At 52.2% G+C, this 19,248-nt stretch carries 25 protein-coding genes; 21 read left to right on the top strand and 4 right to left on the bottom strand.

The genetic code is table 11. The annotated features are described in order from the left end of the window. Positions 1-51 precede the first annotated feature (51 nt). The 8 genes from NBH16_RS17180 (at position 52) to NBH16_RS17215 (ending at position 4,588) form a co-directional block, all read left to right on the top strand. On the top strand, positions 52-672 hold the full coding sequence (locus NBH16_RS17180) for a hypothetical protein (RefSeq protein ID WP_032568665.1): 621 nt from the start codon (positions 52-54) through the stop codon (positions 670-672). A gap of 70 nt (positions 673-742) precedes the next feature. Continuing rightward, positions 743-1,258: an ankyrin repeat domain-containing protein gene (locus NBH16_RS17185; protein ID WP_229532197.1), complete on the top strand. Its 516-nt coding sequence runs from the start codon at positions 743-745 to the stop codon at positions 1,256-1,258. Between the two features lie 42 nt (positions 1,259-1,300). Next, on the top strand, positions 1,301-1,654 hold the full coding sequence (locus tag NBH16_RS17190) for a DUF7716 domain-containing protein (RefSeq protein ID WP_032581402.1): 354 nt from the start codon (positions 1,301-1,303) through the stop codon (positions 1,652-1,654). 79 nt (positions 1,655-1,733) lie between these two features. Further along, complete coding sequence (locus NBH16_RS17195) at positions 1,734-2,135, top strand: SUKH-3 domain-containing protein (protein ID WP_032581404.1); 402 nt, start codon at positions 1,734-1,736, stop codon at positions 2,133-2,135. A 79-nt stretch (positions 2,136-2,214) separates the two neighbouring features. Next, positions 2,215-2,586 carry a DUF2750 domain-containing protein gene (locus NBH16_RS17200; protein ID WP_005647538.1) on the top strand — a complete coding sequence of 124 codons (372 nt, stop codon included), beginning with the start codon at positions 2,215-2,217 and terminating at the stop codon, positions 2,584-2,586. Between the two features lie 67 nt (positions 2,587-2,653). Next, positions 2,654-3,604: a hypothetical protein gene (locus NBH16_RS17205; protein ID WP_032581405.1), complete on the top strand. Its 951-nt coding sequence runs from the start codon at positions 2,654-2,656 to the stop codon at positions 3,602-3,604. A 32-nt stretch (positions 3,605-3,636) separates the two neighbouring features. After that, positions 3,637-4,131, top strand: a complete 495-nt coding sequence (locus NBH16_RS17210) for an SMI1/KNR4 family protein (protein WP_028728885.1) — start codon at positions 3,637-3,639, stop codon at positions 4,129-4,131. 73 nt (positions 4,132-4,204) lie between these two features. After that, positions 4,205-4,588 carry an Imm44 family immunity protein gene (locus NBH16_RS17215; RefSeq protein ID WP_009017663.1) on the top strand — a complete coding sequence of 128 codons (384 nt, stop codon included), beginning with the start codon at positions 4,205-4,207 and terminating at the stop codon, positions 4,586-4,588. A gap of 115 nt (positions 4,589-4,703) precedes the next feature. Here the strand turns inward: NBH16_RS17215 and NBH16_RS17220 are convergent, their stop codons facing one another. From NBH16_RS17220 to mobA, 4 genes are all read right to left on the bottom strand, one after another. Then, positions 4,704-5,099, bottom strand: coding sequence for a hypothetical protein (locus tag NBH16_RS17220; protein ID WP_120010839.1), 396 nt, complete (start codon positions 5,097-5,099; stop codon positions 4,704-4,706). A 115-nt stretch (positions 5,100-5,214) separates the two neighbouring features. Then, on the bottom strand, positions 5,215-7,221 hold the full coding sequence (mobC, locus tag NBH16_RS17225; RefSeq protein ID WP_129698451.1) for a conjugal transfer protein MobC: 2,007 nt from the start codon (positions 7,219-7,221) through the stop codon (positions 5,215-5,217). 274 nt (positions 7,222-7,495) lie between these two features. Then, a complete protein-coding gene (gene mobB / locus NBH16_RS17230) occupies positions 7,496-8,791 on the bottom strand; it encodes a conjugal transfer protein MobB (RefSeq protein ID WP_120010842.1) in 1,296 nt (431 codons plus the stop codon). Then, positions 8,788-9,216 carry a conjugal transfer protein MobA gene (mobA, locus tag NBH16_RS17235; RefSeq protein ID WP_028728881.1) on the bottom strand — a complete coding sequence of 143 codons (429 nt, stop codon included), beginning with the start codon at positions 9,214-9,216 and terminating at the stop codon, positions 8,788-8,790. The genes mobB and mobA overlap by 4 nt, the downstream gene beginning before the upstream one ends. 43 nt (positions 9,217-9,259) lie before the next feature. Here mobA and NBH16_RS17240 point away from each other — a divergent pair, with 43 nt between their 5' ends. From NBH16_RS17240 to NBH16_RS17300, 13 genes are all read left to right on the top strand, one after another. Further along, entirely contained in the window at positions 9,260-9,592 is a 333-nt protein-coding gene (locus NBH16_RS17240; protein ID WP_172884488.1) for a hypothetical protein, read from the top strand. 367 nt (positions 9,593-9,959) lie between these two features. After that, positions 9,960-10,739: a ParA family protein gene (locus NBH16_RS17245; protein WP_009017669.1), complete on the top strand. Its 780-nt coding sequence runs from the start codon at positions 9,960-9,962 to the stop codon at positions 10,737-10,739. Continuing rightward, the gene (locus tag NBH16_RS17250) at positions 10,720-11,124 is read left to right on the top strand and encodes a DUF3408 domain-containing protein (RefSeq protein ID WP_036632654.1); all 405 of its coding nucleotides are present in this window, start codon (positions 10,720-10,722) and stop codon (positions 11,122-11,124) included. Before NBH16_RS17245 ends, NBH16_RS17250 begins: the two co-directional genes overlap by 20 nt. Before the next feature lie 19 nt (positions 11,125-11,143). Continuing rightward, positions 11,144-11,731, top strand: coding sequence for a DUF4122 family protein (locus NBH16_RS17255; protein ID WP_117899802.1), 588 nt, complete (start codon positions 11,144-11,146; stop codon positions 11,729-11,731). Positions 11,732-11,749: 18 nt separating this feature from the next. After that, entirely contained in the window at positions 11,750-12,049 is a 300-nt protein-coding gene (locus NBH16_RS17260; protein ID WP_004327362.1) for a DUF4134 domain-containing protein, read from the top strand. 11 nt (positions 12,050-12,060) lie between these two features. Beyond that, positions 12,061-12,384, top strand: a complete 324-nt coding sequence (locus NBH16_RS17265) for a DUF4133 domain-containing protein (RefSeq protein ID WP_004327363.1) — start codon at positions 12,061-12,063, stop codon at positions 12,382-12,384. Next, positions 12,381-14,882: a TraG family conjugative transposon ATPase gene (locus tag NBH16_RS17270; RefSeq protein ID WP_250788907.1), complete on the top strand. Its 2,502-nt coding sequence runs from the start codon at positions 12,381-12,383 to the stop codon at positions 14,880-14,882. The genes NBH16_RS17265 and NBH16_RS17270 overlap by 4 nt, the downstream gene beginning before the upstream one ends. Before the next feature lie 208 nt (positions 14,883-15,090). Next, positions 15,091-15,453, top strand: coding sequence for a DUF3876 domain-containing protein (locus NBH16_RS17275; RefSeq protein WP_057097671.1), 363 nt, complete (start codon positions 15,091-15,093; stop codon positions 15,451-15,453). A 4-nt stretch (positions 15,454-15,457) separates the two neighbouring features. Beyond that, positions 15,458-16,087, top strand: coding sequence for a DUF4141 domain-containing protein (locus tag NBH16_RS17280; protein WP_004327366.1), 630 nt, complete (start codon positions 15,458-15,460; stop codon positions 16,085-16,087). 52 nt (positions 16,088-16,139) lie between these two features. After that, positions 16,140-17,144 (top strand): conjugative transposon protein TraJ, encoded by a 1,005-nt coding sequence (gene traJ / locus NBH16_RS17285; protein ID WP_117899799.1) that lies wholly within the window; start codon positions 16,140-16,142, stop codon positions 17,142-17,144. A 48-nt stretch (positions 17,145-17,192) separates the two neighbouring features. Then, entirely contained in the window at positions 17,193-17,816 is a 624-nt protein-coding gene (gene traK / locus NBH16_RS17290; protein ID WP_117599371.1) for a conjugative transposon protein TraK, read from the top strand. A gap of 5 nt (positions 17,817-17,821) precedes the next feature. Beyond that, positions 17,822-18,106, top strand: coding sequence for a TraL conjugative transposon family protein (locus tag NBH16_RS17295; protein ID WP_117599372.1), 285 nt, complete (start codon positions 17,822-17,824; stop codon positions 18,104-18,106). Beyond that, a complete protein-coding gene (locus tag NBH16_RS17300) occupies positions 18,081-19,247 on the top strand; it encodes a hypothetical protein (RefSeq protein ID WP_117899798.1) in 1,167 nt (388 codons plus the stop codon). Before NBH16_RS17295 ends, NBH16_RS17300 begins: the two co-directional genes overlap by 26 nt. Position 19,248 lies beyond the last annotated feature (1 nt).

Genomic DNA, 19,248 nt, shown 5'->3' on the forward strand with positions numbered 1-19,248 from the left:
TCAATCTCCTTTAATGATGATTATCCACCAAACATTAGCAACCCCAAAAAGATGGAAATGATTGGAGAAACTATAAGAATTGAATTTGAAGCATTGAAAAATGACTTTGAAACCATAAGGCAACAAATAGAAGACGATGTTGTCAGGACTGAGTTGTATAAGGGTGAGTTTTATGAACTTACTCCATATTCCTATCAGCGTAATGGTTGCAAACAAGGAAAACCTGTAAAGCGTCCTGATACAATAAAAAGCACCAAAAATCTTTGTATCTACGGATTTAATAACCAAAATCAAATCGTAGAAGTTAAGGTTGGTTGTTCTATTGAAAATCAGTTTTATCACACCTTCCTGTATTATACAGACAATCTTGTGAAAAGTATTTTATACGATAATGGAAAACATTTGATGAATGTATGCCATTACTTTTTTGAGGGCGGAAAGCTGAAACGGTCACAGTTATGTGGTAGGTATGGTTGCCGTGAAGAGAATTATATCTATAAAGAAAATGCTTTGACACATATTGAAGTCAAACAATATGATATTGAAGGTAATAGTGGTAATGATTTAATTCATATATTCCAATATCAAGACGATGGGGCTTTAGAAAGTATTACCAAATCATTTCCAAATGGATATTCTGAAATAATCTATAAAACGAAAAGAAGTTGCTAACAAGCGGCTTAACTACCCCTGAAAGGTCGGTTAGCCACCAAACATTATCAAATTCTAAAATAAAGCAGTTATGAGTACAAAATATAACGAAGAAGCAGAAGATCTGATGTTTGAATTATTCGACGAAGATGATTTTACAAAAGTCATATCATTTGTGGATAAGTATGGATGTGATTTTGTGGATAGAGATGGAAGAAATCTATTAATGAATTTCATTGTCGAAGGAAAGAGTACGTTTGCCATTGAACTAATAAAGCAATACAAAATGAATGGTTTGAATTTGGATTTGCAAGATGACTCTGGGTGGACGGCGTTGCATTTCGCTGCTCAAGAGAATAGCCCGGAAATTATAGAACTTCTTGCAGGGTCAAAGGCAAACTTAAATATCCAAGAAGAAAATGGTCGTACCCCGCTATTCATTGCCATTTTTGATAGAAATGACAAATCTGCGATTACATTATTGGAAAATGGTGAAGATATAACAGTGAATAATAATTCAGGTGTTTCTCCAATGTCATTTGTAACGAAAAAAGTAAAGAAATGGATAAATGAGAATTTGATAACAAACAGCAAACCGACTGAATAAGTGGAACGCTGCCAAACATTAGCATCATATAAAATTGAAATTATGAAAGAATTAGAATTAAGAAAACCATATCGTTTACAAGAAATTATCGAAATAGTTTCTAAAAATATAGCTAATAATGGCTTCACTGACTCTAACTATTGCTTATACTCCAATGAGGGTACAGCCCAATTGAATCAATTATGCTATTTGGAACTATATCCTACGATAGATGATAATGATGAGGAAGTATATCCAGATTTTGTAAGAGATAAGTCTTTGGATTTATTTTACTACGGGCAACAATTTGAAGATGTATTGATGTCCGTATTTGATCAAAAAGAAACTGCATCAATTAATGACTATATTGATGCGTTGAACTATTATATGGAAAATGATACGTTTATGGATTTCTGATGATGCTAACAAACAGCAAACCGACTGAATAAGCGGAACACTGCCAAACATTATCAATGTGCAAAATAAAAAAAGTAGTATGGAACTGAAGCAATATCTTAAAACGAATTGCCACTGGGAAAATCGGGTAATCATAAGCCCGAATGAACTTATGGCAATTTATTCTAAAGCAAACTACCAACCGACTTCAAAGTTGATAGATTTCCTTATTTATTTCTACAATCAGGAATTTCAGTTTCCAAAAGTGGATGTGCATTTTAATCTAAAGAAAACATTAAACGATAATCCGCATTACTTATTCTACGACCAATTTTGTGAACTACTCCATGTTTCGGATATTTGTCCTTTTGGGGAATACGAACATGGATATATGGTCTTGCTTGTTGATAGTAAAAACAACATATACGGCGTAATGGATGATTATGTTGAAGGGTTTGGAAATGATTATTTCAAAATGCTAAATCAACTTTATAATCGGTAAGGCATTGATAACAAACAGCAGACCGACTGAATAAGCGGAACGTTGCCGAACATTATGGTAGAAGTAAAAGAATAAAAATATGAGAAATAGTAAAATTGATAATGTGATAAATCTGACGGCATCGGAAAGATATGATTACTTCATCCGTAAAGTTGCAGATTTTGAAGAAGTCTGGGGCTTAAAGGATGCAGAAGGATGGGCTTTAATGGGAAGTGAAGAACAAGTATTGTTTCCAATATGGAGTGAAAAGGAATTTGCTGAATTGTGTAAATGGGATAATTATCAGCCAACTCCAATTCCTCTTGATGACTTCATGGAAAAATTACTGCCTAAGTTAGAGAAAGACAGTGTTATGTTGGCTGTATTCCCTTTAACACAAGGAAAAGGTATTATTCGTAAAGTTCAAGAGGTAAAATCTGATATAGAACAAGAATGTGAACAATATGAATAAATTACCATAACATACACATACGGATTAATCTCCCTAAATGATCGGTTAGCCAATAAATATTACAGCTATGGATATAACGAATAGAATTATTCTCGCCTTACTGGAACGAATGAAAAGTAGAAACAAAAACTTTTCATTATCAAGACCTAAGTTTCATCGGTTGTTTCAAATAAATCCCGATGGCTACTTATGGTATGGCGAGAAACTGGAGCGGCATTTACTTAACAAATATGGAGAATCGGCTGATACATTGAAATATCTTGATATGTATTATTTCATTGACAATATTGTGCGGTTGTATTACATGCCTAAAAATTCAAATTCGGAGGAAAACGAGTTTGGAAAGCTATACGCTTATGGCTCCATAATAGGGTTACACCGTTGTCATATTCCAGATAAGCGAATATATCTGAACCGATTGTTAAACACTTTACTGTTCTGTTGTCCGACTTCTGAAGAATATATCCGTAGATTCCGCTGGCAAAAAAACGGTATATATTACAAATCGCAGAATGTGGAAGTTCTTATTGCCGATACATTTACAGAAATACGGGAATCGGACAAACAATCAGAATCCATTGAAATAGTTGAGTCAATAGTCACTGAGACATACCGTTATCTGGTAGGCTCAAATACGGGGCTTCCATTTGTCCGTTCGGAAACTTTATTGCACTACAACCTGAATCCATCTGATTATATGTGGCTGTATCAGCACGATAAGGAATTGTTTTATACTTGTCTTGATACAGCAGCATTACAGTCGGAGATTTTCAGTTACAAGTCATTTGTGTACAATTTCAACCTGTATATTCTAAAAGACGCAAATATATTGGATGAATTGTCCAGATATTCCAAATGTTATGAAGCCGTTTTAGAACTGCTTTTCAAATCCGATTCAATTATGCAGAACTCCGTTATTCGGCAAATCAAATTATGTAGAAATGAAGATACCATTAAACAGAATAACAGATTGGGTGCTATTAACAAATGGTTCAACTCCCTAAACAAGATTGGTTAGCCACAGAACATTATAAATTCGTAAAATAAAATATGATTGAAGCACTGAAAAATATAGGATTCGTCGTTACAGAACGATTGGAAAGAAAAGAATTAAGCTCTGATTTACAAAATCGGTATTCCGAACTTCCTGCGGACTATCAGGAGTTTTTACAACGGTTTCAGACAATCACGAATGAAAGTGATAATGTATGGTTTAATTCCATAGAGGACTTTAACGGAGAAAGCGATAGCGGATTCCGTTGGAATGAATTTGAGCTGATGGGACTTGAGGCGTTGGCAGATGATAAGGAATCCTGTGATATGATACGCCTGTTTTGGGATAGCCATATTCCTATTCTTATGTCAGTAAAAGATGGATACCAATATTTGTGCATAGATTTATCTCCGGAAAATTACGGTAAAATCTATTATGGAGTTGAACCTGAATTTGAAGATTCGGCAGAATTTGTTTGCGATAGCTTCAATCATTTATTGGAAATGTTGTCTTCCAATAAAAAGAATGATATACTGACAAATTTCAAATAGGTTTATAACAAGCAGATAAATCTCTCTAAAAGATTGATTGTCCGCCAAACATTACTAACGATAACAAATTTGTATGAAAGTTTTTATTGGAGGTGAATTGGAACATAGTATTTCTGATAAGTTTCGTAAAGCAAGAAACTCTGTAATAGAATATATGGATTGTCTATGTGATATTTCATATATTAATGAACTAAGTTTCTATGTATTCTGCTTAAAAGGATTTACTGCAAATCCATTAAGTAGATATTCGAAAAAACGTAATCGGATAGAATTGGAAATTCTACTCCCATTTGATAAATTTGAAACAGCAAATGATTCTCAATGCGTTGAGATATTGAAACAAAGTATTCTTGATGCTATTGAGAACTATAAAAATAAAAACATTCCACAACAATATATTGATGTAATTGTAGAAAAAATGAAAGCATCAATTAATGAATTCGTTAGTAACAAATAGCACTACTGCTTAAAGCGGAACGATGATGATGTTTCGGCTTCTGCCGTGAAATGGAAATTAGCCGATATGTAAGTAATCCCAAAGATAGAACCGATGCTTATTCTCCTGCCATTTATCATGCCCAATGTATAAATCCAAGGTGAAACATCAGTGCGACATTCACCACGGTCAGGGCGATAGCGATAAGGACTATTTTGGCGAGCTTCCTGCCGGGATGTTTCATCTTTCCGTAATATTCACGGAGTGCTTCACGCCGCCCGGCTGTGTAGCGGAGTTGGCAGAACAAGTCGGGAAGAAAGCAAAGAATCATCACTATGGCAAAAGCAACAATCCAACTGAAATAGCGAAACATCAATGGTGTTCCAAGCGGTACGAGTATGGCAAAGAGCCAGCAAAAGAACAACAGCATACGCCCGTTAAGGTTGGTATGCTCCCTTTCGTGCCATATCTCGGCTACATACCACATATAGTCGATGAAGCAGAACCGGTATTTGCGATTGTCCTTATCCATCTTGTTACAAAAATAGTGTTTTCTACCCACTTAATCATTACTTCATACCGAAAAACACCACGCAAAATAAAAAATACCCCGTCGGCTTGTTCTTGCCGACGGGGTATTTTTATCCTCACTTGTCCTTAATCAAGTGCGACAGCTCCGGATCAGCCTTGATGCGCTCAATTTCGTCGGCGACAATCTGCCTGACCTCGTTCTTGATGCGGTAGTAGTTGGCATCAATCTGCTGCTGCATGGTGTCGTTGCCGTCCTTGTCGGTGAAGTCGATGATCTGCGGTATCTTCACGTAGCGGGCGGTCTCCCGCTTGACCTGCTCGTTGTCCACGACAATCTCGGCATGGAAAATCTTCTGCTCGATACGCTCGTCGAAGTTGTCGGCGACCGCCCCGACGAACATACCCTGCGTGAGGTTGGAAATTTTGCTTGCCGGAATGAGGCTGTCCATCTGGGTGTTGATGGAGACGGAGGTCTCGTTCCGGTTGATGGTCATGTTCTGCCGTTTCTGCAAGACCTTGCCGAAACGTTCACTTAACGTTTTGGCGGTTTCGGCAACTACCTGACCTGCAAATACATTGCCGACGGTATTGCAGATTACAGCGGACTCTTTGTCCCCGTAATCACGCTTTAGCTGGCTGAAATCCTGAAAGCCGAGCATGACGGCTACCTTGTTGCTTCGGGCGGTGGCAATCAGGTTATCCAGCCCACGCATGTAGATGGTGGGCAGCTCGTCGATAATCACGGCGGATTTGAGCCGTTTCTTCTTGTTGATGAGCTTCACGATGCGGGAGTTGTACAGTCCCAATGCCGCCCCGTAGATGCCCTGACGGTCGGGATTGTTGCCGACTACGAGCACCTTCGGCTCTTCGGGATTGTTGATGTCGAGGGTGAAATCATCCGCCGTCATCACCCAGTAGAGCGCTGGGGAGATCATGCGGGAAAGCGGTATCTTGGCACTGGCAATCTGCCCCTGCAACTGCTCCACCGCCGAGGATTCCCATGCGTCCATGAAGGGAGAAAGGTAGTTCTCCAGCTCCGGGTACGAGGTCAGGATGGGGAAAATGTCGGCGTACTTGCGGTTCAGGAACTCGATGGCATGGGGAAAGGTGCAATACTTGCCGTTCTTGTAGATTTTGAGATACCATATAATACTGGCTAACAGAATGATAGGCGATTCAACAAAGAAGTCGCCCTGTTTGGAAATCCACGTGCGGTTCAAATTTAACATAATCGTGTAGGCACTCTCGTAGGCATCGCTGATGTCGGTCATGAAGTCCGGGTGGATGGGGTTGCAGCGGTGGCTCTCCCTCGGATTGTCGAAGTTTATCACGTAGAACTTGGGCTTGACCTTGTAGCCGTCCAAATGGGCGAGCAGGTGGTTGTAGGCTATCTCGGAGAGGTCGGGGTACTTGAAATCATACAGGAAAAGCGAATAGCCCTTCTCGATGGTCTGTTTTATGTATTGATTGATAATTGCATAGGACTTGCCCGAACCGGGCGTGCCCAAGACCATCGTCGCACGGAAGGGATTGACAAGGTTGATCCATCCGTCATACGCCCTGCCCCGGAACCAGAAGCGGGTGCGGAGATTGACGGAATATTCGTTCTCCTTCAGCTCGGTCTCCTGCATGAAGGATTCGTTCTCTACATTGAACACGTCTTCGAGCAGGTCGGTCTTCAGCAGACGGGACATCCACAGCCCCGCCATGAGCAGGCAGATATACCCGGCGGTAAGGGTAGCGATATACAGCACGGTGTCCGCCGGAAGCGGCAGAGGAAGGGCGAGCAACCACCAGTTGCCGAAAAAGAGCAGCAAGCCGGACACGCCGCAAAGGATGATCCTGCGCCACGTGATTTTCTGTTCCTTCACGCCCTTTGTGCCGAGGCAGCTAAGGGCGAGGAACAGCACGGCGAAGAGCTTCGTCCAGAGGATATTGGAGAACAGCCCGGCGGTACGCTGGAAGCCGAGCAATATCCTATCGACAACGCCGATGTCGATGCCCCACTCCCGGACGGACTGGTAACAGAACCAGTAAATATTTACCACTACAAATAAAATGCTTATCGCACGCATGAACTCCATGACTTTGGCGAGTCCACGCAAATCGTCTTCGTTTTGCATAATTCGTTGAAAATTAATGATAAAACTTCGTTTTATTATGTATATGTACTTTTTCTTTTGTCTTGACACAAAAGAAAAAGATACCAAAAAGAAAAAGTCAAGACTGCATTTTCTCCGCTACTCTCTTCCTGCGTTTCGCTAAAGAAAAAGAACTCGCTTCGCTCAAACAGCTTTTTCTTTTTAACGCTACACTCCGGTCGTTCGCTTTACGCTGCGAAAATGAGGTCGGTATGCCATGCGGATGGTTGCTTGGTTAATGCTATCTTTTTGTTCTTTATTGCTGACGACCGTATCGTCGTTTTTTCTTCCTTTTTCGGGGCGGTACGGGCTGGTCGCCGGACGCTCCGCCGGGTACGGGGGCAAAGAGGTTGAAGGCGGCCGCCACGTTTTGGGTGGTGCCGTCCTTGTGGTCGGGACGATAGCCGGTATCGTGTCCGTCCCATTGGAAGGCGCCCGTATGCTCCTGCTGCCGGATGGGATGTTCCACCCCGGCGGAAGGTTGCGGCAGGTGAATACCTTCCTGCCCGGCGAAAAGGTCGTTGAACACGCCTGCGGAGAACTCCTTGCCCAGACGGGAGCCGTTGAAGACGGCTTTGGCGGCATGGTCGATGAAGGTCGCCCCATAGATGCGCCCGGTTTCATTCTGACGGAATACCACGCCGATACCCTGCCGCATGAGTTCCCGCTCGAACTGCGCCCGGTCATGCCCTGCGCTCTGCATGGCGGCTGCAACCTTTCCGGCGGTGGCGGCGGCGACCTCCTTGTGGGTCTTTTCCCATGCGGCAGCGTTGTGCATCCGCCTTTCGAGGGCTGCGACGCCCGCCTCCTTGCCGAACACGGAGGACTTGAAGGGCTTGCCGACCTTGTTGCCCTCCCTGTCGGTTGCCGAATAGGTCAAGCCGTGATACTCCCGCCCGCCGTATTCCCCCTTCACCTCGTCCACCGTGATGCCGTAAAGGGAAAGGACGGCACGGTATTCGCCCAATGTACGGAAACGCCACTCCCGGGCAAGCGGGCGGATGACTCCCGCCAACTGTCCCTTGAGGTTGCCGCCCCCGTAACTGACGGGCGACAAGGGCAGCCCCTCCTTCCACTGCTTGGGCGTAGCCGGGACAAGACCGAACTGCCGTTCCAGCTCCCGGCAGACCTTCATCGAACGCCCGTGCTCGTAGCTGTCGGAAATGGCACGCCCGGTTTCGTCCACCCGGACGGAGACGATGTGCAGGTGCTCCCGCCCGATGTCGTTGTGGCGATAGACGATATAGGGCTGGTCGCCGAAGCCCATGCGCCGCATATACTCCTCCGCCAAGCTGACAAACCGCTCCTCGCTCAAGCAATCCTTCGGGTCGGGATTGAGGGAGATGTGCAGGACGGGTTTCTCGGTCTTGCGGTTGGCTGTGAGGTAGTCACCGAACGAGCGGGAAAGATGCCCTATCGTGTAGGGGTTATCGCCCTGCGGCTCGATAATCCGGCTGGTGAAAAGCACGTCGGCGTGCCGTTCGTCCACCTTCAACTGGTTGTAGGCAAGCACCCCGTACAGGCTGCTGCCGTGCGAGATCTTGGCTATCATCGGACGGGGTATTTGCTCCGGAACTCCTCCACCAGTGCGGAAATCCGCTTGCTCAACTCGACCAGTTCGAGGGTGTGCCGCTCCAGCTTGTAGAGGAAAGCGAGGGCTTTCTTCTCCGAGAAATTGGATTTGAGCGCACGCACGCATTGGTTGTAGTTCGTGCCTATGGCACGGAACTGCGAGTGGAAAGTGGTCAGGCGCATGTAGAAATCCTGCGTCCCCTTATCCAGTTTAATGACCTTAATCTCCCTGCCGAAAAGTGCGGAAACGATAAACTCCGCCTTGGTCGCCTTGCCCGACTCGTCGAAAAGCGCGAGGAAACGGGCGTTGTCCCCGTCGTCCAGACGGAACACGTAGCGGTGGCGCATCTTGTCGGGCTTGGGCTTTCGCCCGTGGTTGCCCGCATACTTCTTCTGGTTGTCCATCATCCTGTAAAATTTTAAGTGAAACATGGTCTGAAAACGCCGTATGCCTACGGCTCTCCCCCGTGAGCAGCCCCCGACTCCGGAGGGGGATGCCACATCGAGGGGGCAAGGTGGTGGTGAGGCACGAAATTCATTTCGAGTGCCGCAGCACACAACTTGCCATTTTCGTTTGAAAATAAAATCCGTCCTGCCGGACAGATTGGGGATGCCCTTGCCTGCTGCGGAGTGCCGGGGCACTCCTTCGGGCGGTTGCCGCTCTTTTTCATTCTTGCTCCATTTTGGTTTCCGCCTGCAAAGTAACAGCCCTTTTCCCGTCCGGACACCATGCCCGGATGCGACAAACCTACGGGTGGGAAGACAATGCACGACACGCTGATAATCAAACGGATAAACTACCGGTATTTTGATATTCCTTTGCGCCGTGGAAGCGGTGAAACGACTGTCCGGATAGACAAGGAAACAGCCGGATAGCCGACCGGACGGACAGCCGAATGGCTGATTGTCTTGCCGGACAAACGGACGGACAACCGGATAACCAGCCGGATGATTGGCTAAACAGCCAAACGGCTAAATGACTAAGCGGCTAAACGGTCAAACGGCTGAACAGCCGGACAAGCGGACAGCCGGATGCCTGAACGAATGAACGGACGAATGACCGGCAGAGTGGCTGAAAGGCTGACAGATTGAGTGAACAGAGAAGCGGCTGCCCGGGCAGCCGGATGAATAACCAACAGAATGACGATATGGACAGACAGACATTGAACGTGGCTTTCGCCACACAGAAAGGCGGCAGCGGCAAGACGGCTATCACGGTGCTGGTGGCGGGCTACCTGCACTACCGCTTGGGGTGTCCGTTAGCGGTGATCGACTGCGACTTCCCGCAGTACAGCCTGTACGAGATGCGGGAACGGGACAGCCGGGCGGTACTGGAGAACGAATACCTGAAACGGGCGGCTTACGAACAGATGCGGCAGCCGGGGCGTGCCGCCTATCCGGTGCGCAAGTGCCGGGTGGAGCAAGCCCCCGACACGGCAAGGGAGCTGGCGGCGGAAGGCTGCTACGACCTGCTCTTCTTCGACCTGCCGGGCACGGTGAACTCGGCGGGCATCCTGCGCACGATCGCACAGATGGACTACATCTTCGCCCCGGTGAGTGCGGACAAGGCGGTGCTGGAAAGCACGCTCTCCTTCCTCGACGTGCTGCAACGGATGATGCTGGGCAAGGAAACGAGCCGCCTGAAGGGGCTTTACCTTTTCTGGAACCAAGTCGACAAGCGGGAAACGAGCGGACTGTACGAGAAGTACGGGCAGGTGGTCGCCGACATGGGGCTACCGATGCTGCAAACCCGCATCCCCGACACGAAACGCTTCCGCAAGGAGGCGGACGGCACGGGACGGACGGTGTTCCGCTCCACGCTGCTGGCTCCCGACAGGCGGATGCTGGCAGGCAGCGGCATCCCCGAACTGACCCGTGAGATAGCAACCATCCTCAAACTGGAAGGCTATGAAGAAACAGCGGAATGAGAAGCCCATCGACGAGGAGCTGCTGATGCGGATGATGGCGGGCGAGGCGGCAGGGACGGGAGAACCGGGAACCGGAAAGGGGGAAACCGCCGTGCCGGTGGAGAAGGCGCAGGAGGGGAAGGCGGCGGAGACAAGACGGCGCAAGGGAAGGCAGGCGGACTACGAGACGACCTTCCTCAAGGGCATGGACATCCCCGCCCGCTACGGCAAGCCGGTCTATGTGAGGCGTGAGTACCACGAGCGCATCGCCAAAATCTCGGTGATGCTGACGGGCGGCAAGGTGTCGCTCTCGGCATACATCGACAACGTGCTGGCGCAGCACTTCGAGCAATACCGGGAGGAGATCGAGGCGGCATACGCAGGGAAACTAGAGAACCTCTTTTAAAAAGGAAGGAGGAAACGGCATGATACTGAAATTATCGCTCACCGTCCTGCTGCTCTATTACCTCGCCGTGCTGTGGAAATACTACCGGCAGGACATCGCCGGGATGTTCGGGACAGCGGAGACGGACGAAGGCACGGACGAGCCGGATCAGGAGCCGGGGCAACCGGGCGAGCCGTACACGGTCATGGGCGGAAGCACCTACCTGCCCTTCGCAGCGGAGGACGGGGAGGAAGCGGCAGCCGGAGCCGTGGACGAACCCGCAGCGGAGGACGACGGGGCGGACTACTCCGACATCGAGCCGGAGGAGGACGAGGAGGAGACGGACTATGAACCCACGCCGGAGGAGATCCGGGAACTGGAGGAGGACGAGGAATTAGGGGCTTATTACCCGGACGGCAACCCCGACTTCGCCACGGGGTACTCCTTCGATGACCTGAAAAAGGTACGCCGGGTACTGGTGTCGGACGATGCGGGCGAAAAGGCGGAGCGGGAAGCCCGTGAGGTGCTGCCGTCCGTGATGGGGTCGGACATCTGGGAGGCGATGCTGGACGAGTTCGAGGGCGCACGTGAGCGTGTCGCCCGGCTGATGGACAACCATAATGTTTAATTAAAATTTTAAAGACAAATGAAACAGAAAAGAATCTTTTTTACGGCGGCCTGCATACTGGCTGCCGTGGGCGCAATGGCGCAGGGAAACGGGCAGGCGGGCATCACCGAAGCCACGCAGATGGTCACCTCGTATTTTGAGCCGGGGACGAAACTGATTTACGCCATCGGTGCGGTGGTCGGCTTGATCGGCGGGGTGAAAGTGTACGGGAAGTTCAGCGCCGGCGATCCGGACGTGAGCAAAGTCGCCGCAAGCTGGTTCGGAGCCTGCATCTTCCTGATCGTGGCGGCTACCATCCTCCGTTCGTTCTTCCTGTAAAACAGCGGACTATGGACTTGGAAATCAACAAGGGGATCGGCAGGAACGTGGAGTTCAAGGGGCTGGAAAGCCAGTACCTCTTCATCTTCTGCGGCGGTCTGCTCGCCGTGTTCGTGGTGTTCGTCATCCTGTACATGGCGGGCGTGAACCAGTGGGTGTGCATCGGCTTCGGCGTGGCTGCGGCTACGCTGCTGGTATGGCTGACCTTCCGGCTGAACGCCCGGTACGGCACGCACGGGCTGATGAAGGCAGCCGCCCGCAGGCGGCATCCGAGGTACGTGGTGAACCGGCTGAAAATCCCCCGATTATTCACCTTTAAACACTGGCAAGAATGAGAAACGTAATGAAAGCGGCGACGCTCGAAAGCAAGTTCCCGCTGCTGGCGGTGGAGAACGGCTGCATCGTGAGCAAGGAGGCGGACGTGACGGTCGCCTTCAGGGTGGAACTGCCGGAACTGTTCTCCGTTACGGGGAGCGAGTACGAGGCGGTCCACTCGGCTTGGCACAAGGCGGTGAAGGTGCTGCCGGAGTATTCCATCGTACACAAGCAGGACTTCTTCATCGAGGAGAAGTACCGGCCGGAAACGGACAGGGACGACCTTAGCTTCCTGAGCCGGAGCTTTGAGAGGCACTTCAACGAACGCCCGTTCCTGAACCACTTCTGCTACCTGTTCCTTACCAAGACGACGAAGGCACGGAGCCGTCAGGAAAGCACGTTCTCCACCCTCTGCAAGGGCAGGCTTGTCCCCAAGGAGATCGAGGACCGGGAGACGGTTACGAGGTTCATCGAAGCGGTCGGTCAGTTCGAGAAGATCATGAACGACAGCGGGCTGGTCAGGCTGCGCCGCCTGACCACGGACGAGATCACCGGCACGGAAGCGGCGGCGGGCATCGTGGAGAAGTACCTCTCGCTCTCGCAGCACGACACGACGGTGCTGAAGGACATCCAGTTGAACCCGGAGGAGATGCGCATCGGCGACGACATCCTCTGCCTGCACACCCTCTCTGACACGGAAGACCTGCCGGGCAAGGTGGCGACGGACAGCCGCTACGAGCGGCTCTCGACCGACCGCTCGGACTGCCGGCTGTCGTTCGCCGCCCCGGTGGGCTTGCTGCTGGACTGCAACCACTGCTACAACCAGTACATCTTCATCGACGACCACGGGGAGAACCTGAAACGCTTCGAGCAGACCGCCCGGAACATGCACTCGCTCTCCCGCTACTCCCGCTCCAACCAGATCAACAAGGCATGGATCGAGGAATACCTGAACGAGGCGCACTCGAAAGGGCTGACCTCGGTGCGCTGCCACTGCAACGTGATGGCGTGGAGCGACGACCGGGAGGAGCTTAGGCGCATCAAGAACGAGGTGGGCAGCCAGCTCGCCCTGATGGAGTGCAAGCCGAGGCACAACACGGTGGACGTGCCGACGCTCTTTTGGGCGGCGATACCGGGCAACGAGGGGGACTTCCCCTTCGAGGAGAGTTTCTACACGTTCATCCCGCAAGCCCTGTGCTTCTTCACCGAGGAGACGAACTACAAGGACTCGCTCTCGCCCTTCGGCATCAAGATGGCGGACAGGATGACGGGCAGACCGCTGCATCTGGACATCAGCGACCTGCCGATGAAGAAAGGGGTGATCTCGAACCGCAACAAGTTCGTCCTCGGTCCGAGCGGGAGCGGCAAGTCGTTCTTCATGAACCACCTCGTGCGCCAGTATTACGAGCAAAACAGCCACATCGTGCTGATCGACACGGGCAACTCGTACCAAGGGCTGTGCGAGCTGATCCACCGCAAGACCAAGGGCGAGGACGGGATTTACTACACGTACACGGAGGAGAAGCCCATCAGCTTCAACCCCTTCTTCACGGACGACTACAAGTTCAGCGTGGAGAAGAAGGACAGCATCAAGACGCTGCTGCTGGCGCTGTGGAAGGGCGAGGACGAGAAGGTCACGAAGACGGAGAGCGGCGAGCTGGGCAGTGCGGTGTCGGCGTACATCCGCCGGATACAACAGAACCGGGACATCGCCCCCTCGTTCGATACCTTCTACGAGTACATGCTGAACGATTACCGGAAGGAGCTGGCTGCAAGGGACATCAAGGTGAGCCGGGAGGATTTCAACATCGACAACTTCCTGACCACGCTGCGGCAGTATTACAAGGGCGGGCGCTACGACTTCCTGCTGAACTCGAACGAGAACATCGACCTGCTGCACAAGCGGTTCATCGTCTTCGAGATTGACGCCGTGAAGGACAACGCCGAGCTGTTCCCCGTGGTTACGATCATCATCATGGAAGCCTTCATCAACAAGCTGCGCCGCCTGAAAGGGGTGCGGAAGATGCTGATCTGCGAGGAGGCTTGGAAAGCCCTTTCCTCGCCGAGTATGAGTGAGTATTTGAAATATATGTACAAGACCGTCAGGAAATATTTCGGCGAGGCGATTGTCGTCACGCAGGAGGTGGACGACATCATCTCGTCCCCCATCGTGAAGGAGGCTATCATCACCAACTCGGACTGCAAGATCCTTTTGGACCAGAAGAAGTACATGAACAAGTTCGACGGCATCCAGTCGATGCTCGGTCTGACGGACAAGGAGAAGTCGCAGATACTCTCCATCAACCTCGCCAACCATCCCGGACGGAAGTACAAGGAGGTGTGGATCGGTCTGAACGGGGTGCAGTCGGCGGTGTACGCCACGGAGGTGTCGGCTGCCGAGTACCTGACCTATACCACCGAGGAGAGCGAGAAGACGGAGGTGTTCGCACTGGCGGAAGAGCTGGGCGGCGACTTGGAGCTTGCCATCAAGCGGCTGGCGGAGACGAAGTATAAATAATGTGCCGATGCGCTGGCGGGGAGCGGTGGACAGGTTGCCGGACGGGTGGTTGATTGACCGGACGAACGGCTGAAGGGTCGGATGATTGACCAAACGGCTAAACGGTCAAACGGTTAAACGGCTGGCTGGCTAAACGGCTGGATGTACAAACGGCTAAACGGCATGGAGAGAATAAAATTTTGTAAAACTTAAAAAAAACGGAATCAAGATGAGACGATTGAATTTAATCCTGCTGCTGTCGGCGGTGACGGCGGCACTGGCGTTTGTCATTTCCTGCAAGGAGACAAATGCGGAACGGTTGGAAAAGATGTGCGGCGAATGGGTCAGCACGGGCGGAAAGCCGCCCTTCACCCTCTGGGAAGAGGACGGCAGGTACCGTGTGACGGTCATGCACAGGAACCACAAGGGCGGCAGTGAAGCGGAGACCTACCTCGTCCGGGAAACGGAAGGGGTGCTGTTCATCGAGACGGGCTTCGCCGTGATGATGGACTATGACCGGGAGAAAGACCGCATCCGGCTGTCGCCGGGCGGAGAGTACAGGAGAAAGAGTGACGGAACCCTAAAACAGTAAGGACATGAGAACGATAAAGGCAATCATCGTGGGCGTGGCGTGCCTGACGGCAGGTGCGGCCAACGCCCAGTGGGTCGTACACGATCCCGGCAATCTGGCGCAGGGCATCATCAACACGACCAAGGAGATCGTGGAGACCTCCGCCACCGCACAGCACACGCTGGACGGGTTCAAGGAGACGGCGAAGATATTCGAGCAGGGACGGAAGTATTACGATGCGCTCAAGGCGGTGCATGACGTGGTGAAAGGCGGCGTGAAGGTGAAGAAGTCCATCGAGATGGTGGCGGACATCTCGGAAATCTACGTGCGCAACTACCAGAAGATGCTCGGCGACCCGAACTACACGCCGGACGAGCTGTCAACCATCTCGTTCGGGTACGCCAAGCTGCTCTCCGAGAGCGCGGACATCCTGCAAGACCTGAAGAACGTGGTGAACGTGACGGGAATGTCGCTCTCGGACGCCGAGCGGCTGGCTATCATCGACCAGAGCTACAAGCGGCTGCTGGAGTACCGCAACCTCGTGCAGTATTACACGGACAAGAACATCTCGGTGAGCTACCTGCGGGCGAAGAAGAAAAAGGACGCCGACCGGGTGGTGGCTCTCTACGGGGATGCGGAAGACCGTTACTGGTGAGGCGGGCAAATATATAATAACGTATGCGTACATATAATAAAAATACAGGACTATGTTGTTAGCGATAGACTTCACGAACCTGCACGAGATATTGCAGGCATTGTATCAGGACATGATGCCGCTCTGCGAGAAGCTGACGGGTGTAGCCAAGGGAATCGCCGGGCTGGGTGCGCTGTTCTACGTAGCCGCCAAGGTGTGGCAGGCGCTCGCCCGTGCCGAGCCCATCGACGTGTACCCGCTGCTGCGCCCGTTCGCCATCGGGCTGTGCATCCTCTTCTTCCCCACCTTCGTCATCGGCACGATCAACACGGTGCTCTCGCCCGTGGTGAAGGGCTGCCACGGGATGCTCGAATCACAGACCTTCGACATGAACCGATACCGGGAACAGAAGGAGACGCTGGAGAGGGAGGCGTTCCGGCGTGACCCGGAGAAGGCGTATCTGGCGAGCAAGGAGGACTTCGACAAGAAGCTCGACGAGCTGGGCTGGTCGCCCAAGGACTTGAAGACGATGGCGGTGATGTACATTGACCGGACGGAGTACAACATGAAGCGGAGCATCCGGCTGTGGTTCCAAGAACTGCTCGAACTGCTGTTCCAGTCGGCTGCGCTGGTCATCGACACGATACGGACGTTCTTCCTGATCGCCCTCTCCATCCTCGGTCCGATAGCGTTCGCCCTCTCGGTCTATGATGGGTTCCAGAGCACGCTCACGCAGTGGATAACGAGGTACATCTCCATCTACATGTGGCTGCCCGTGAGCGACCTGTTCAGCTCGGTGCTGGCACGCATCCAAGTGCTGATGCTCACCCGTGACATCGAGGCGATGAGCGACCCGACTTTCATCCCGGACAGCTCGAACACGGTGTACATCATCTTTTTAATCATCGGGATATTCGGGTACTTCACCATACCGACCGTCGCCAACTGGATCATCATGGCGGGCGGGGTGAGCCACGCCAACCGTGCGATGAACCAGACCGCCACGAAGGTAGGCAACGTCGCCGCAGCGGGTGCGGGCGCAGCCGTGGGGAACATCGCCGGAAAAATCGTCAAGTAGCGGCGGATGTCCCAAGAAAATGAGTCATAACGAATAAAAACCGGAAACATGGAATTTAAAAGTTTGAAAAATATCGAAACAAGCTTCAGGCAGATACGGCTCTTCACGCTGGTATTCGCCTGCCTGTGCGCCGTGGTGACGGGCTTCGCCCTGTGGAAGTCGTACAGCTTCGCCGAGGCGCAGCGGCAGAAGATCTACGTGCTGGACAACGGAAAGAGCCTGATGCTGGCACTCTCGCAGGACGTGCGGCAGAACCGCCCGGTGGAGGCACGGGAGCACGTGCGCCGCTTCCACGAGCTGTTCTTCACGCTCTCGCCCGACAAGTCGGCTATCGAGGGTAACATCAGGCGTTCGCTGCTGCTGGCGGACAAGAGCGCCTTCAACTACTACAAGGACCTCTCGGAAAAGGGGTATTACAACCGCATAATCAGCGGTAATATCAACCAGATGATAGAGATAGACAGCCTGCGGTGCGACTTCGACAAGTACCCGTACAGCGTGCGGACATTCGCCCGGCAGATCATCCTGCGGGAAAGCTCGGTTACGGAGCGCAGCCTTGTGACCCGCTGCCGCCTGCTGGATGCGGTCAGGAGCGACAACAACCCGCAGGGCTTCATCATCGAGGGCTTCGAGGTCACGGAGAACAAGGATTTGCAGACCCTCAAACGCTGACGGCTATGATAAGGAAATTCATCACAAAGGCGCAGGATTGGGCGGACGGGAAGCTCCGCCGCCTCGCCGGGCGTATCTCACCCGACATGCGTGTGGCAATCATCCTCGTGATGCTGGCGGCGTTCGGCGCACTGTCGGTCTATATGACCGTCGCCTCCATCTACCGCATCGGCAGGAACGACGGGAAGGAACTGGGGATAGAGCATGTCAGGCGCCTGCAATTGCCCAATGACAGTATTATCAACCCTTTTGAAAGCGGACGGCATGGGACTGGCGGAGAGGTTGAGTGAGTGGCTGCTCCGCCGCCGGGAGCGGCAGGAGGAGCGGAACATGAGGCAGGTGACGGCGTATTTCGGGAGCCTGCTGAAAAAGAGGCGTGCGGATGCCGGCGCAATTCTCCAGTCCGTCAGGGACTACCGGGACTGCCCGGAGGTGACAAGGAAACAGGCGGAGCTGCTGCTGGAACACAGGTTCTTCCGGTACGTGTACCAGACGGGCTATCCCGAATGGCGGGCGGTCATGGACGCCCTGAAAGAGACCCGTTACGGGATGCGTGAGGGGGCGGCAATCCCCCGGAGCGTGAAGGAGGCGGCGGAAAGCCCGATGCTGCGTCTGGAGGCGCAATACAAGGTGCTGGAGCACGAGTACACGAGGCGCAACGCCCCGCAGCCGCTATCCCCCGAAGCGCAGGCGGAACGGGATGCGGCGCACCGGCTGCTGAACTGCTGCATGAGGGAGGGCGACCTCGACGCACTGAAAAGGCTTGCCCTGAAAGGCGAGAAACCGGACGACTCGGTGGCCATCCGCCACGGGCTGGCGGAAGGCTACCGCAGGCTCGAAGAACTGAGCCGGGAATGGAGCGAGGAGATGCGGGGCGACAACCACACCGTCATGGAACAGATCGAGTTGCGGGAGGCGGACGAGCGGGGAAAGCTGATGCGGCAAGCCGCCGCCCTTTACGAGAGGAAGACGGGCGGCAGACTGCCCGGCGACTATCTGGAAGCGGCGAAGGCAGAACGGGCGCTGCTCCACGGGCTCGCCCGCCACGGCTGGGACGGTCAGCGGGAAGTGCCGAAGGAGACGGTGGAGAAGTACGGGCTGACGGAGGATTTTGCCGGCATCGCCCGGCTAAGGTGGGACTACCACCTGAGCGAGGACAACGGCGACCTCTCCCGGGACTACCCGGAAGCCGCCATCGGACGCCACAACCGTGCCATCCGGGAGCGGGCGGCGAAAGAACTGGCAGGTCTGGAAGCGAGGCTGTTCCCCGAAAAGGCGGCAAGCCGGGAACGGAAGGCTGCGCACCTGCGGGCGGACAACCGGGCAAGCCCCACGGCATCGCTCAAACGGGAACGGAAGGAACCGCCCGGCAAGCGGCAAGCCGGGGAGACAGGCAGGCGGAAGCCTCCGGGGAGAAGAATCAGAATGTAGG

Origin of the sequence: Parabacteroides sp. Y3-G-102, from assembly GCF_023656845.1 — a bacterium.
Classification (GTDB): domain Bacteria; phylum Bacteroidota; class Bacteroidia; order Bacteroidales; family Tannerellaceae; genus Parabacteroides; species Parabacteroides distasonis.